This window comes from Streptomyces sp. NPDC006551, from assembly GCF_040611675.1.
GTDB lineage: Bacteria > Actinomycetota > Actinomycetes > Streptomycetales > Streptomycetaceae > Streptomyces.
Genome location: NZ_JBEXOT010000019.1, coordinates 31,596 through 45,402 on the forward strand (window position 1 = coordinate 31,596; position 13,807 = coordinate 45,402).

A 13,807-nucleotide genomic window follows, 5' to 3' on the forward strand; every position below is an offset into this window, starting at 1 on the left:
ATTCAGCGGATCCGTCCGCTTCAACGGCTGTGGAGCGTTCCGCTCACCTTCGCCAGCCGCATCGCACAGTTGGGCTCCGTCTCCACGGTGAAGCCGATGAGGACCTCTCCGCGGTGCCCGTGGAGATCGAATTCGACGACGTCATCGGCGGGCACCCTGAGCGTGCCCGGGGTGATGCCCGGGGTGATCGCCGTCAGCGTCGCGGTCGTCTTGTGGACACAGGTCGGTGTGCTCGGATCGTCGTCGGCCACCGTCAGCGCGATGCGCAGCCGCTCGCGTACGTCCTCCGGCGCCGGCTGGGCCATCACCAGCGTGAGGGTGCCGCCCCGGGAGCCCACCACCGGCTGGACGCCCCGCACATCGATCTCGACCGGTATCTCGCCGTTGCGGTCGACGTGTTCGAGGGCGACCAGACCCAGGACGCAGCAGAGGACGGAAGCGAGGGCGAGCGTGGTCCGCAGCGACCGTGCGAAGCCCCACGCGACCAGCGCGGCGGCGGAGGCCGCCACGACGAAGGCGTAGAACACCAGGAACTGGCTCCACGGCCCGCCGGGCCACGTGACGGCGGCGTAGACGACCAGACCCGCCACGGCCACCGACGCGCAGAGCGCGAGGACCACTGACCGGTTCCACCCCGTCGGCTTCGCCAGGGTGCCGAAGTTGAACGTGGCATGCGGGCCGACCTGGCCGGCGGAGACGGAATTCCCGCCGCTCGCCTGGACGTTGGTGACGTGCGGTGGTGGCGGCCACTCCTCCTCGGACACGCTCAGGACTCTCCGCGCGACCGGTCGCCGCCACCGCCGCCGAGGTTGAAGGTGGCACCCTCACCGACCGTGCCGACCGCCAGGGACCCCGCACCGCGCGACGTGACGTTGTACGTCGTCGTATGCGTCGTGGTGGGGGCGGCGTTCCGTATGAGCTCCAGGAGGCGCTCCGGATCGAGACCGCTGTCCCGCTCCCTCAGCCACGTGGTCAGCGCACGGGCCAGCTGCTCCCGCTCCGTCGTGCCCAGAGCGTTCAGCAGCTCGTCGGCCCGCGACTCCTCCAGGCCCTCGGCCAGGTCGAGCGGGGGCACGGAACCGTCGTCCCGCCGGAAGATCCTGCGGAAGAACCCCGAGCCGCGGGTCACCGACTCGTCGGTGATGCGCTGCGCGGCGGTCGTCGCCAGCGCCGTCCCGAAGGCGCCGGCCGCGGTGGCGAAGTAAGGAGCGAGTTCAGCGGAGATGTGGAGCAGTTCGGACACGGGTCCCCCAGTGAGTGCCGGCCGCGCGTGCTGATAGCTCTGTGAACACTGTGATGGTAAGCGAGTGCGCGGGTCCGGCGCAGGCGACAATCGGTCCCGATGTCAGGAGAGTCGATGCTCCACGAGCTGCGACGGCAGCGGTGAGGAGTGCAGCACGGTGAGACCGGACACGGCACGGGTGAGCGCCACGTACAGCCGCCGCAGACCCGTCCGCTCGTCCGGTTCGCCGTCGACGACGGCCGCCGGGTCGTCCAGGACCACGTAGTCGTACTCCAGGCCCTTCGCCAGCGAGGCCGGGACCAGGGTCAGCCGGGACTCGGCCGTGGTCTCCTCGCCCGGGGAGAGGTACGTCAGACCGGCCGCGGTCAGCGCCTCCGCCAGCGGCGCGATCCGCGCGTCGGCGGCGATCAGCCCGATCGAGCCCTCGTGCGCGAGCGACGCGACACAGGCCGCGACCACCTCCGCGTCGAGGTCCTCGGCGTGACGGACGGTCAGCGAGCCGGGGTTCTCACGGACGGACTCGACGGCCGCCAGCCCCGGTGACATGTGCGGCAGCAGCCGGGAGGCGTACGCGATGACCTCGCGCGGCACACGGAAACCGGCCGTCAGCTCCTCCACCACGGCCTCCGGCTTCCCGAGATGCCCCAACGCCTGCGCCCAGCTCTCCGTCGCCCACGGCGTGGTGCCCTGCGCCAGGTCGCCCAGGATCGTCGCCGAACCCGTCGTACAGCGCCGGCCCACCGCCCGGTACTGCATCGGCGACAGGTCCTGCGCCTCGTCCAGGACCACATGGCCGAGCGAGTGCGTCCGCTCCACCAGGTCCTTCGCCTCGTCGATGAGGACCGCGTCCGCCGCCGACCACTTCGCCGACTTCACCGACCGGGCGGGCTTCGCCCAGAGCAGCAGCTTCTGCTCGTCGGCGCTCAGCACCCCCTCCGCGTGCTCGGCGAGGAACTCGGCGTCGCTCAGCAGCCGCAGGACCAGCTTGGCCGGGTCGACCGCCGGCCAGACCGTCTTCACGACCGCCTTCACCGCCGCGTTGCGCGCCACCGCGTCCTGCACCCGGTCGTCCGGCGCCTCGCCCGCCTGCTCCATCCGCACCAGGACCGCGTGCGCGATGCGCTGCGGAAGCGCGTCACGGGCCGCGCCGTACCGGATGTCGCGGTCCCGCAACTCCTGGACGATCTCCTCCAGTTCGTACGCAGGGACCCGCCAGCGGCGCGAGCCGCGGACGACCATCAGCGGTTCGGTGGGCAGGGTGATGTGCGAGCGGACCGCGCGGCGCAGCACCTCCGCCATCCGTGCGTCGCCCTTGACGACCGCCGTCGCCGCCTCGTCCGTGCCGCGGACCTCGACATGACCGACGAGGTCGTCGACCGTCGCCTGCTTGACCTCCAACTCGCCGAGCGCGGGCAGGACCTGCTCGATGTAGTGGAGGAAGGACCGGTTCGGTCCGATGACCAGGGTGCCGGTGCGGGCGAGCCGCTCGCGGTGCGCGTAGAGGAGGTACGCGACCCGGTGCAGGCCCACGGCCGTCTTTCCGGTGCCCGGGCCGCCCTGCACGCAGACCGTGCCGGACAGGCCCGACCGTACGATCTCGTCCTGCTCGGGCTGGATGGTGGCGACGATGTCCCGCATCGGACCCACGCGGGGGCGCTCGATCTCGGCCTGGAGCAGCTTGCTCGTCCGCTCCAGCTCCCCGGGGTCGGAGAGGCGCTCGTCCTCGTACGCGGTGAGCTCGCCGCCCGTGTAACCGAACCGGCGCCGCAGCCCCACGTCCTGCGGGTCCTTCTTCGACGCGCGGTAGAACGGCTGCGAGACCGGCGCCCGCCAGTCGATCACCATCGGGTCGCCGTCGGCGTCGTGGACGTGGCGGCGGCCGATGTAGAAGCGCTGCCCCTCCTGCGTGGTGTGCAGATAGTCGAGCCGGCCGAAGAAGAGCGGGGTGTGGGAGAGGTCGGCGAGCGCCTTGATCCGCTCCTCGATCTGCGCCTCCAGGACCACGGCGTTGACCCAGTTCGCGGTGACGTCCTTGATGTCGAGCGCCTGCACGTCCTCGCGCATCGCGCGCAACGCGGCGCGGGACGCGGTCAGATGGGCGCGCTCGCGCGCGAGCGGGTCGTCCGAAGCGGACATGGCGGTGCCTCCGGGAGAAGGGGGACATGACGGGGCGGCCGCCGGTTTCCGACCGGACGGCGGCTCTCCACTCAGGGAGGCGGGGAAGTCGGCGATTGTAGACCCGAGGGACGGACCGAGGCGAATGGTTTTCCGCCGCCTCCCCACCGCGTACGACCCGTAGGGGACGGGGTCCGACGCGAGGGGGATCCGGGCTCCACCCCCAGGCCGATGTGTTCGGAATGTCCGAAATCCATGATGGAGCCATGACCGCAGCGACCTTCACCCCGGCCCGCACCGTCGCCCGCCCCCACACCCGCCCGCTCTCCACCGCCCTCAGGGTGATACGCGCCTTCGGCGGCGCGGCCGTCGGCGTCGTCGTCCTCGGCGCGTACCCGGAGGAGGCGGGGGTCAGGAACCCCCGGCCTGAGTACCGGGGAGGCCCCGACTGAGTACGCCGACGGGTGCCCCCACCGCGCCCGGCTGATGTGATCGGTCCGTGACGCCATCCACCGAACCCACCGCATCCGCCCCGTCCTCCGCCCGCGCCCTGCGCTTCGTGGCGCTCGGAGGCTTCCTGGCCCTCTTCGCCTCCCTCGTCCTCACCACGATCGTCGTGCTCGAAGACGCCATCGCGGGCGACGGCCGAGGCGGCCCGGCCGTCGGCGCGGCGTTCTGGGCCCTGGGGCTCGGCGCCGTCCTCGGGCTCGTGGCGGCGGTGCCGCCGCGCGCGGCGCTCGCGCACGGCGTGCGCAAGGGCGCCGTCCTCCTCCAGTACACGCTGGCCGTGATCGCCCCGCTGTTCGCCCTGATGGACTGACGGCGCCCCGACCGGTCAGCCGGCCTGCTCGTCGCCCGCCAGCAGCTCGTCCGCGTCCACGATCCGGTAGGCGTACCCCTGCTCCGCCAGGAACCGCTGCCGGTGCGCCGCGAAGTCCTGGTCGATCGTGTCCCGGGCGACCACCGAGTAGAAGTGCGCCTGGTGCCCGTCGGCCTTCGGCCGCAGCACCCGGCCCAGGCGCTGCGCCTCCTCCTGCCGCGAACCGAACGTGCCCGACACCTGGATCGCGACCGTCGCCTCCGGCAGGTCGATCGAGAAGTTCGCGACCTTGGACACGACCAGGACGCTGATCTCGCCCTGACGGAACGCGTCGAAGAGCTTCTCGCGCTGCGCGTTGGACGTCTCGCCCTTGATGACCGGCGCGTCCAGGTGCTCCCCGAGCTCGTCCAGCTGGTCGATGTACTGCCCGATGACGAGGATCTGCTGCCCGGCGAACCGCCGCACCAGCGCCTCCGTCACCTTCCGCTTCGTCGCCGTCGTCGCGCAGAAGCGGTACTTCTCCTCCGTCTCGGCCGTCGCGTACGCGAGCCGCTCCGACTCGGTCAGATTGACCCGCACCTCGACGCAGTCGGCGGGCGCGATGTACCCCTGCGCCTCGATCTCCTTCCACGGCGCGTCGAACCGCTTCGGGCCGATCAGCGAGAACACGTCCGACTCGCGCCCGTCCTCCCGGACCAGGGTCGCGGTCAGACCCAGCCGCCGCCGGGCCTGCAGATCGGCCGTGAACTTGAAGACCGGCGCGGGCAGCAGGTGCACCTCGTCGTAGACGATCAGGCCCCAGTCCCGCGAGTCGAAGAGCTCCAGGTGCGGATAGACACCCTTCCGCTTCGTCGTGAGCACCTGGTACGTGGCGATGGTGACCGGCCGGATCTCCTTGCGCGTGCCGCTGTACTCGCCGATCTCGTCCTCGGTCAGCGAGGTCCGCTTCACCAGCTCGTGCTTCCACTGCCGGGCGGACACGGTGTTCGTCACGAGAATGAGCGTCGTCGCCTTCGCCTGCGCCATCGCACCGGCCCCGACCAGCGTCTTTCCCGCCCCGCAGGGGAGCACGACGACACCGGAGCCGCCGTGCCAGAACCCCTCGACGGCCTGCTTCTGGTACGGGCGCAGGGCCCAGCCGTCCTCGGCCAGGTCGATCTGGTGCGCCTCCCCGTCGACGTACCCGGCGAGGTCCTCGGCGGGCCAGCCCAGCTTCAGCAGCGTCTGCTTGATCTGCCCGCGCTCGGAGGGGTGCACGACGACCGCGTCGGCGTCGATCCGGGCGCCGACCAGCGGCTGCACCTTCTTCGACCGGAGGATCTCCTCCAGGACGGGCCGGTCGGTGGTGGTGAGCACGAGCCCGTGGGTGGGGTGCTTGGACAGGGTGAGCCGGCCGTAGCGGGCCATGGTCTCGGCGACGTCCACGAGCAACGCGTGCGGCACGGGGTAGCGGGAGAACTCCACCAGCGCGTCGACGACCTGCTCGGCGTCATGACCGGCCGCCCGCGCGTTCCACAGCCCGAGCGGGGTCACCCGGTAGGTGTGGATGTGCTCGGGCGCCCGCTCCAGCTCGGCGAAGGGCGCGATGGCACGACGGCAGGCGTCCGCCTGCTCGTGGTCGACCTCCAGGAGCAGCGTCTTGTCGCTCTGGACGATGAGAGGTCCGTTCACGCTTGATCAGGTCCTTCCCGTGCCGTTCCGGTGACGGCCAAACGTCCAGTGTGCCTGACGCCCGGCCGTTGTCGGCTGGGGCTGCCACACTGAAGGCGACCTGTTCCACTCCTAGACCTGGTCCTCCGCCAGTTCCGCCACGCCCGTGATCCGGTGCAGGGGGTACGTGCGGACCTCGTCCGCCGTGTGGTCGTAGCCCGTGACGAAGCCGCCCTCCACCCGGACCGGGGCGATGACCCGCTGGCTGGCGGCGCCCTCCGCGTTGACGTAGCCGATCCACACCGCCGAGCCGGTCATGGCAGCGGCCTGGACGGTGGCCAGGGTCTCCGCCGGGGACGTGCGGGGCAGTTCGCCGCCGGCGAGCGACGCGGCCTCGGGGCGTTCCTTCCGTACCGCCGTCGAGGCGTGGTCCCCGGCCCGGATCGCGCGGACCGCCGCGCCCAGCAGGGTCGGGTCGGGCACGGGCGGCCCCTCCGGGACGGGCGCGGGCGCGGTGCGGGCGGGCGTGCGGTGGGCGTCGGCCCGGGTGATCAGGACGTCCCCCTCCGCCGACTCGGCGGCCGGGGCGTACCCCATCGACCGCAGCCCGTCGAGCAGCGTCGCAGGGTCCGTCTGGGCGGCCAGGACGGTCGGCGCGAGCCGGCGCAGCCGCAGGGACGCGGACCGCTTGTCGGCCATGATCTCGCCGAGGAGCGCGTCGTCGTCGCAGCGCACGTACGCCGAGGCGGCCCCGATCCGCAGATGGCCGTGCTTCCGCGCCACGTCGTCGATGAGGTACGCGAGAGGCTGCGGCACCGGCGTACGGGAGTGCGCCGTCAGGAACGCGTGGAGGTCCGACGCGCTGCGCCCGGCGTCGAGCGCGCGCCGCACCGAGCCCGGGGTGAACCGGAAGACCGTCGCGCCACCCTTCGATTCCACGTCCGCCAGGACGGCGAGCATGTCGGCGAGCGGCCGCTGGAGCGGGCCGGGCGCGACGGCCGTCAGGTCCGCCTGGAGCAGGACGTGGTCGACGGCCTCGGGCAGCAGGGGCGCGAGCAGGGTCGCCGCCCGGGACGCGGCGAGGGACAGCTCGACCCCGCCGCCGGTCACCGACTCGGGCGCCGCCTCGGCGAGGGGCAGGTTGAGCAGGGCCCGCGCGGGCGAGGAGAGGGCGCCGCGGCCGGTGATCCCGAGCATCTCGGCCTCATCGAGGGTCCACAGGGCGATCCGGGACCGGAGGTCGGGGGAGTGGGCGGCGCGCCGGTCGCCGGTGCCGGCACCGGAGCCGGCTGCGGACCCCGTACCCCCGGCTCCCGCACCGCCCGCCCCCGTCACGTTCGGCGACGTCCGCAGCGGGCGCTCCCAGCGCAGTCTGGCCAGCAGCGTCTCCGGGTCCGCCGCCGAACCCGGCGGCAAGGTGGCCTGCAGGGTGAGGACCCGGCGGCGCACCTCCGGGGCCGCGGCGCGGTCGAGGTCCGGGCCGAGCGCGGACAGCGTGCGGCCCCTGGCGTCCTGGGCGCCGACCAGCCCCGCCGTACGGGTCGCGGTGAGCCAGACCGAGACGAGCCGGGCCCAGCGCTCCGCCGCGGGAAGGTCCAGCCAGTCGTCGTACGCGGGCGTCGGCGCGTACCGCTCGTCCGCCTCGCCGTCCGAGGCGAGCAGCCCCGCCCCGTAACAGAGCTCCAGCCAGAACGCCGCGACCTGCTCCGTCACGTCCAGCGCGGCGGACGTCCGCTTGAGGTCCCGTACCGAGAGGCCGCCCGCCCGCAGGACGGCGGGTCCGCCCTGGTTCCAGCTCTTCAGCAGCTCCTCGACCGTCGCGAGCGCGGTGTACGCCTGGCCGGCCGCCGCGCTGTCCACCACCTGTGGACGGTACTCGCGCAGCACCGACAGCGCCGGAGGATGCGGTTCCGGCATCCGGTGCGCCCGGCCGCCGCGCAGGTGCAGCGCCGCCTCCCGGGGCAGCACGACGGTGCGCGGCGAGGCGGGCAGCAGCAGGCCACGGTCGCGCAGCCAGCGCACGGGCGGTGCCGGGTTCGCCGTCACCTCGCCGTACGGCGGGCCCCACACCAGCCGGTCCAGGACGGCCAGCGCCTCCGAGGGCGCCGTGTCGAGCAGGGCGCCCATCCGCTCCCGGTCGGTGAACAGCCGCGTCAGCGACGCCACCGCCGAGACGGGGTCGTGGGTCGCCGGCAGCCCGGCCGCCGCGAGGATCTCCTGGATCCGGCCCGGCGACATCCCGGACGTCGCTTCGGCGACCGTGGGCCCGAGGCCCGTGGGCGACGGGTGCTGCGGCGACGGCGCGAGGAGTTCGCGCGCGGTCCGCACCAGCCGCAGCCGGTCGTCCTCGCCCCAGACCAGCGCCTGCTCGCGCAGCGCCTCCACCGCGCGCGGCAGTGCCGCCTCGATCTCGGGGTCGCCGTCGTCGCCGGTGAGCAGGGCGAGGAGTACGGAGTACGGGGCGGGGTCCGGGGCCACGGCGAGGGCCTCGGCGGTCTGGAGCGTGAACCGGTCGAGCCGCTCCAGGGCGCGGACCACGGAGGCGCGGGTACCGGCCCGGGTGGCGAGCTGCGTCAGGTCGTTCGGCACCGGGGAGAGGAGGTCCGGCCGGGCGCGCAGCAGCGCGGCCAGCCCCTCGTCGCCTCGGGCGCGCAGCGCCTCCGCGAGCGTGCGCGGCGCAGCGGCGGCACTGGATTCTGCGGGCACGTGCGCCTCCCGATCGAGCTCACCGATCCCCATCCGCCCCACGTTAGCCCCTGCGCAGGCGCTAACGTCGGGGCGTACGGGCCGTGGAGGGGCATTGTGGGGATCGAGAGCGACCAGCTTGTCTTCGACTATCTGAGCCGGGTCGGCGATCTGGCTCAGCAGCGGCAGCTTCCGTCGGGGGCGCGAATGCGGCTGGTGTCGTCTCTTCGGAACGAGATCGACCGTCGGCGCGTCACGTCCGGCGAGGAGACCCCGGGGACGGTTCGCGGCATCCTCCGGGAGCTGGGCACGCCCGACGAGGTGGTGGACCGGGCGGCGGGGAGCACGCCGGTGAGCACGGCGCCGGAGCCGCCTGTGGTGCCGCAGCCCCGTACGGAGGAGGGGTGGCCGACGCCGCCGCATCTGGCGGGAACGGACGAGGTCGGGGCCGCCGACACCGAACCGGACTGGTGGAGCACCGAGGTACCCCGGCCGCGGCCCGGAGACGAGCTGGTGCCGGGGTTCAGGGGCGGGGTGGAGATCCCGGAGCTGCTGAAGCCGCCCCTCGTGGGCGACGACGACGAGGACGAGGACGGAGAGGGGGACGAGGCGGAGGAGGAGGACGCGACGCCACGGCGCCGCTTCACCCGCCTCGTACGGTTCCGGCGACGCGAGGCCCTCGAACCGGCCGTCGAACCGACGCTCGAGCCGGTCCCCGAAGCCGACACCGCGGGCCGCCGCTTCCGTCTCGGCAGCCCGGTCCTCGTGCTGGCCGCGCTGCTGCTGCTCGGAGGCGCCGCCTTCGGCTCGCTCATCGCCCTCGCGGTGGGCTGGCTCCTCGCCTACGCCTCGCGCCGGCTCTCCCGCGCCGAAGCCCGGTGGGCGGTCGTCATCCTGCCGGGCCTCGTGCTCACGGCGGGCGCGGTCTGGCTCTGGGGCCGGGTCGAGGGCCGTTGGGGCGCGCCGATCGCTCCGGGCGGCGACGCGATGGGCGCGGCGCTGTCGGAGACGTGGCCGTGGGTGCTGCGCGCGGCGGCGATCACCTCGGCGGTCTTCCTCCTCTGGCGCTCCCGCCGCCACGCCTGAGCCCCGCGAAGTCGGCCTCAAGCGTTCGCCTCCGCCTCCGCGCCCGTGGGGCCGCCCGCCTCGGACGTCCGCGTCCGCCTCCGCGCGCCTGCGGCGCCGCCTCAGCGTCCGGGTCTGGCCTCCGCGCCCGCGCGCCTGCGGCGCCGCCTCAGCGTCCGGGTCTGGCCTCCGCGCCCGCGCGCCTGCGGCGCCGCCTCAGGCGTCGCGTCCGCCTCCGCGCCCGCGGCCCGCCTCAGGCGTTCGCCTCCGCGCCCGCGCGCCACGGGGCTCCCGGGACCACCAGCGGTGAGCCCGTCACCGGGTCGGGGACCACCACCGAGTCCAGGCCGAAGACCTCCCGCACGAGCTCCGCCGTCACCACCTCGCTCGGGTGCCCCTCCGCCACCACCCGGCCCGCCTTCATCGCCACCAGGTGGTCCGCGTACCGCGCCGCCTGGTTCAGGTCGTGGAGGACCAGGACGACCGTCCGGCCGCGCCCGTGGTTCAGCTGGCGCACCAGGTCCAGGACCTCCACCTGGTGCGAGATGTCCAGATACGTCGTCGGCTCGTCCAGCAGCAGCAGATCCGTCTCCTGCGCCAGCGCCATCGCGATCCAGACCCGCTGCCGCTGCCCGCCCGACAGCTCGTCCACCGACCGGTCGGCCAGCGCCGCCACGTCCGTACGCTCCATCGCGTCGAGGACCGCCCGCTCGTCGGCCTCCGACCACTGCTTCCACCACGCCTGGTGCGGCTGACGCCCGCGTGACACCAGGTCGGCGACGGTGATCGCCTCCGGTGCGACCGGGGTCTGCGGCAGCAGCCCGATCGCCTGCGCGATCCGCTTCGTCGGGATCTTCGCCAGCGACTCGCCGTCGAGCAGGACCGCCCCGCCCGCCGGCTTCAGCAGCCGCCCGAGCGCCCGCAGCGTCGTCGACTTCCCGCACGCGTTCGGACCGACGATCACCGTCACCTTCCCGTCCGGGACGGCGAGGTCCAGCTCATGGACGACCGTGCGGTCCTCGTAGGCGAGGGTCAGCTCGCGCGCGGTCAGCCTGCTCATGCTTTTCCTCCTGTGCGACTGCGCACGATCAGCCAGATCAGATACGGGGCGCCGACCGCCGCCGTCAGTACGCCCACCGGCAGCTCGGTCGGTGAGAACAGCCGCCTCCCCAGCAGATCGGCCGCGACGACGATGAACGCGCCCATCAGGGCCGAGCAGAGCAGCGGGATCTGCGCGGTACGCGTCATCCGGCGGGCGATCTGCGGGGCGAGCAGCGCCACGAAGTCGACCGGCCCGGCCACCCCCGTGGCCACGGACGCCAGGACGACGCCGATGAGGACGAGCCCCAGCCGGACCCGGCCCAGCCGCACGCCGAGCGCCGTCGCCGTGTCGTCGTCCAGGGACACCGTCCGCTGCGCGCGGGCCGCCCACAGGACGGCCGGCAGGAGCACGAGCAGCGTCCAGCGCAGCGGCAGCGCCTCGTCCCAGCCGCGCCCGTTGAGCGAGCCCGTCATCCAGATCTGGGCCTGCTGGGCGACCAGATAGTCGCCCTTGGTCATGAATAGGGTCATCAGCGAACGCAGCGCGATCGCGAAGCCGATGCCGATGAGGACGAACCGGGTCGCGTGCAGCCCGCCGCGCCAGGCGAACACGTACACGAGCGCGGCCGCGGCGATCCCGCCGACGATCGACAGGTACGGCAGGACGGTGTACGACGCGAGACCGAAGGTCATCGCGCCGACCGTCAGCGCTCCCGCGCCCTGGCTGATGCCGATGATGTCCGGGCTCGCGAGCGGGTTGCGGGCGACGGTCTGGACGAGCGCTCCCGCCACCCCGAACGCGGCGCCGACCATCAGACCGACCGCGAGGCGCGGCATGCGCAGGTCCCCGACGACGAACGCGGACGGGGAGGGCTGTCCGAAGACCACTCGCAGCACCTCGGACGGCGCGACGAACCTCTCGCCGACACAGAGGTACGCGACGGAGACCGCGGCCAGCAGGACCGACAGACCGGCGGCCACCAGAGCCGAGCGCCGGTGCAGCAGGAACGATCCGCCTCCGGCGCGGACGATCCCGTACCCGGCGGGACGCACGGAAGTCGTCGCCGTCATGCCGGCACCGCCTTACGGCGCACCAGCGTCACCAGGAACGGCACCCCGATCAGCGCCGTCATCACCCCCGCCGGGACCTCGCCCGGCGGGAACAGCACCCGGCCGATCACGTCCGACACCAGCAGCATCACCGGCCCCGCGAGCGCCGCCATCGGCAGCACCCAGCGGTGGTCGCCGCCCACGATCGCCCGCGCGATGTGCGGGACGGCGAGGCCCACGAACGCGATCGGTCCGGCCGCCGCCACGCCCACCCCGGTGAGCACGGTCGCCCCCACGCCGCCCACGATCCGTACGGTCGCGACCCGCTGGCCCAGGCCCTTCGCCACGTCCTCGCCGAGCGCGAGGGCATCGAGGCCCCGGGCCACCGACACCACGAGCACCGCGCCGACCAGCAGGAACGGCCAGATCTGGCCCACCACCTCGGTGTTCCGGCCGTCGATCGAGCCGATCTGCCAGAACCGGAACTCGTCCAGCGCCGACGCCCTGGTCGTCAGGATCCCGGTGGTCACCGAGAGCAGCAGCGCGTTGATCGCGGCGCCGCCGAGCGCGAGCTTCACCGGTGTCGCGCCGCCCCGGCCGCTGGAGGCGATCGCGTACACCGCCACCGAGGCGATCGCCGCCCCCGCGAACGCGAACCACACGTAGCCGGTCAGCGTGTGCACCCCGGCGAAGGCCATGGCCATGACCACGCCGACCGAGGCGCCCTGGCTGATGCCGAGGATGCCGGGGTCGGCGATCGGGTTGCGGGTGATGCCCTGCAGCGCCGTGCCGGCCAGGGCCAGCGCGGCGCCGACCATCAGCCCGATCAGTGTCCGGGGCACCCGCAGCTCGCGTACGACCTGGGCGTCGTCGCTCGCACCGCCGTGCAGCAGCGCGTCGAGAACGGTGGAGGGCGCGACGGCGCGGGCGCCGACGGCGAGGCTCAGCAGGATCGCGAGGAGAAGGGCGATGACGGCGGCGGCGGTCGCGAGAACGCGTCGGGAACGGAAAGCGGCTGTCATCGAGACCTATCGGAAGGACGTGCGGCGTACGTAGGTAAGGCTTGGCTCAGTCTAAGCAGCGGCCCGATTCGAACATCCGGGCACAATGGCCCGCATGACTTCCGCCCCCATGACCGCGCTCACCGTCGGCTTCGACCTCGACATGACGCTGATCGACTCCCGCCCCGGCATCAAGGCCGCCTACCAGGCGTTCTCCGCCGAGACGGGCGTCACGATCGACGCCGATCTGGCCGTCTCCCGGCTCGGGCCGCCGCTCCAGCACGAGCTGGCGCACTGGTTCCCGGCCGAGGAGATCGACGAGAGGGTCGTGCAGTACCGGGCGCTCTACCCCACGTACGCGATCACGCCGACGCTCGCGATGCCCGGCGCCCGGGATGCGATTCAAGCCGTTCGCGAGGCGGGCGGCCGCGCGATCGTCGTCACCGCCAAGAACGAGCCGCACGCCAGGCTCCACCTCACCCACCTCGGCATCGACCCGGACGCCGTCATCGGCGGCCTGTGGGCCGAGGGCAAGGCGGAGGCGCTGCGCGAGCACGGCGCGGGCGTGTACGTCGGCGACCACACCGGCGACGTGCGCGGCGCCGCGCACGCGGGCGCCGTGTCGGTGGCGGTGGCCACCGGCCCGTGCGACGAGGCGGAGCTGCGGGCCGCCGGCGCGGACGTCGTGCTGCCCGACCTGACGGAGTTCCGTGGCTGGCTGGCGGGGTACCGGGCCCGGGAAGCGTCCTACCGGCCCTGAGCGGACACGGTCCTCGCCTGACGGCGCTGGGCCGCGATCGAGCGCAGCACACCGGCGCCCGCGATGAGGAAACCGACGCCCATCAGCATGCACACGGCGTACGCGACGGGCGGGAACGGATCGGTCCCCAGGAACAGCGGGGCGACGGTGACCAGCGTGGCCACCGCGCCGATGATGAAGACGATCGCACCGGCGCGGACGAGTCCGTCACCCGGAGCGGTGCCGCCCGCCGGGGCCGAAAGGGTTTCACTACGCATTCGGCCAGGGTAGTTCCCAGGCCGAAGGAACAAACCGGCGACGTCTTGTCACCAGCCGGAAGCCCATTAGCCTTGGTGCCGGCGGGTCGGGTGACCCGCTGTATCGCTCTCCAGAGCCGG

General features: G+C 73.5%; 13 protein-coding genes. 4 read left to right on the forward strand and 9 right to left on the reverse strand.

Features of this window, described 5'->3' with window-relative positions; translation table 11 throughout:
• Positions 1–20: 20 nt before the first annotated feature.
• The 3 genes from ABZY12_RS18675 to ABZY12_RS18685 form a co-directional block, all read right to left on the reverse strand.
• Complete coding sequence (locus tag ABZY12_RS18675; protein ID WP_356891554.1) at positions 21–764, reverse strand: hypothetical protein; 744 nt, start codon at positions 762–764, stop codon at positions 21–23.
• A gap of 2 nt (positions 765–766) precedes the next feature.
• Positions 767–1,243 carry a hypothetical protein gene (locus ABZY12_RS18680; RefSeq protein ID WP_356891556.1) on the reverse strand — a complete coding sequence of 159 codons (477 nt, stop codon included), beginning with the start codon at positions 1,241–1,243 and terminating at the stop codon, positions 767–769.
• Positions 1,244–1,345: 102 nt separating this feature from the next.
• Positions 1,346–3,379, reverse strand: a complete 2,034-nt coding sequence (locus tag ABZY12_RS18685) for a UvrD-helicase domain-containing protein (protein WP_356891558.1) — start codon at positions 3,377–3,379, stop codon at positions 1,346–1,348.
• Positions 3,380–3,624: 245 nt separating this feature from the next.
• On the opposite strand from ABZY12_RS18685, the gene ABZY12_RS18690 reads away from it, so the two are divergent.
• Together ABZY12_RS18690 and ABZY12_RS18695 are read left to right on the forward strand one after the other, a co-directional pair.
• Positions 3,625–3,810, forward strand: coding sequence for a hypothetical protein (locus ABZY12_RS18690; protein ID WP_356891560.1), 186 nt, complete (start codon positions 3,625–3,627; stop codon positions 3,808–3,810).
• A gap of 47 nt (positions 3,811–3,857) precedes the next feature.
• Positions 3,858–4,178 carry a hypothetical protein gene (locus tag ABZY12_RS18695; RefSeq protein WP_356891562.1) on the forward strand — a complete coding sequence of 107 codons (321 nt, stop codon included), beginning with the start codon at positions 3,858–3,860 and terminating at the stop codon, positions 4,176–4,178.
• A gap of 15 nt (positions 4,179–4,193) precedes the next feature.
• On the opposite strand, the gene ABZY12_RS18700 is transcribed toward ABZY12_RS18695, so the two are convergent.
• Together ABZY12_RS18700 and ABZY12_RS18705 are read right to left on the reverse strand one after the other, a co-directional pair.
• Entirely contained in the window at positions 4,194–5,849 is a 1,656-nt protein-coding gene (locus tag ABZY12_RS18700; RefSeq protein ID WP_356891564.1) for a DNA repair helicase XPB, read from the reverse strand.
• A gap of 111 nt (positions 5,850–5,960) precedes the next feature.
• The gene (locus ABZY12_RS18705) at positions 5,961–8,567 is read right to left on the reverse strand and encodes a helicase C-terminal domain-containing protein (RefSeq protein WP_356891566.1); all 2,607 of its coding nucleotides are present in this window, start codon (positions 8,565–8,567) and stop codon (positions 5,961–5,963) included.
• 63 nt (positions 8,568–8,630) lie between these two features.
• Between ABZY12_RS18705 and ABZY12_RS18710 the strand changes: the two genes are divergently transcribed.
• The gene (locus tag ABZY12_RS18710) at positions 8,631–9,599 is read left to right on the forward strand and encodes a hypothetical protein (RefSeq protein WP_356891568.1); all 969 of its coding nucleotides are present in this window, start codon (positions 8,631–8,633) and stop codon (positions 9,597–9,599) included.
• 232 nt (positions 9,600–9,831) lie between these two features.
• Here ABZY12_RS18710 and ABZY12_RS18715 read toward each other — a convergent pair whose 3' ends face one another.
• From ABZY12_RS18715 to ABZY12_RS18725, 3 genes are read right to left on the reverse strand one after another with little or no spacing between them, the layout of a single operon-like run.
• The gene (locus ABZY12_RS18715; RefSeq protein WP_356891570.1) at positions 9,832–10,638 is read right to left on the reverse strand and encodes an ABC transporter ATP-binding protein; all 807 of its coding nucleotides are present in this window, start codon (positions 10,636–10,638) and stop codon (positions 9,832–9,834) included.
• Positions 10,635–11,690: an iron chelate uptake ABC transporter family permease subunit gene (locus ABZY12_RS18720; protein WP_356891572.1), complete on the reverse strand. Its 1,056-nt coding sequence runs from the start codon at positions 11,688–11,690 to the stop codon at positions 10,635–10,637. The genes ABZY12_RS18715 and ABZY12_RS18720 overlap by 4 nt, the downstream gene beginning before the upstream one ends.
• Positions 11,687–12,691 carry an iron ABC transporter permease gene (locus tag ABZY12_RS18725; protein ID WP_356891574.1) on the reverse strand — a complete coding sequence of 335 codons (1,005 nt, stop codon included), beginning with the start codon at positions 12,689–12,691 and terminating at the stop codon, positions 11,687–11,689. The genes ABZY12_RS18720 and ABZY12_RS18725 overlap by 4 nt, the downstream gene beginning before the upstream one ends.
• A gap of 94 nt (positions 12,692–12,785) precedes the next feature.
• Here ABZY12_RS18725 and ABZY12_RS18730 point away from each other — a divergent pair, with 94 nt between their 5' ends.
• Positions 12,786–13,430: a haloacid dehalogenase-like hydrolase gene (locus ABZY12_RS18730; RefSeq protein ID WP_356891576.1), complete on the forward strand. Its 645-nt coding sequence runs from the start codon at positions 12,786–12,788 to the stop codon at positions 13,428–13,430.
• Here the strand turns inward: ABZY12_RS18730 and ABZY12_RS18735 are convergent.
• Entirely contained in the window at positions 13,418–13,687 is a 270-nt protein-coding gene (locus tag ABZY12_RS18735; RefSeq protein ID WP_356891578.1) for a hypothetical protein, read from the reverse strand. The two genes, ABZY12_RS18730 and ABZY12_RS18735, sit on opposite strands and share 13 nt — an antisense overlap.
• Positions 13,688–13,807 lie beyond the last annotated feature (120 nt).

Bases quoted from the DNA above. Each gene is read 5' to 3' on its own strand.
- ABZY12_RS18720 (WP_356891572.1), bottom strand. From the start codon at position 11,690: ATGACGGCGACGACTTCCGTGCGTCCCGCCGGGTACGGGATCGTCCGC.
- ABZY12_RS18715 (WP_356891570.1), bottom strand. From the start codon at position 10,638: ATGAGCAGGCTGACCGCGCGCGAGCTGACCCTCGCCTACGAGGACCGC.
- ABZY12_RS18705 (WP_356891566.1), bottom strand. From the start codon at position 8,567: ATGGGGATCGGTGAGCTCGATCGGGAGGCGCACGTGCCCGCAGAATCC.
- ABZY12_RS18735 (WP_356891578.1), bottom strand. From the start codon at position 13,687: ATGCGTAGTGAAACCCTTTCGGCCCCGGCGGGCGGCACCGCTCCGGGT.
- ABZY12_RS18730 (WP_356891576.1), top strand. From the start codon at position 12,786: ATGACTTCCGCCCCCATGACCGCGCTCACCGTCGGCTTCGACCTCGAC.
- ABZY12_RS18725 (WP_356891574.1), bottom strand. From the start codon at position 12,691: ATGACAGCCGCTTTCCGTTCCCGACGCGTTCTCGCGACCGCCGCCGCC.
- ABZY12_RS18690 (WP_356891560.1), top strand. From the start codon at position 3,625: ATGACCGCAGCGACCTTCACCCCGGCCCGCACCGTCGCCCGCCCCCAC.
- ABZY12_RS18685 (WP_356891558.1), bottom strand. From the start codon at position 3,379: ATGTCCGCTTCGGACGACCCGCTCGCGCGCGAGCGCGCCCATCTGACC.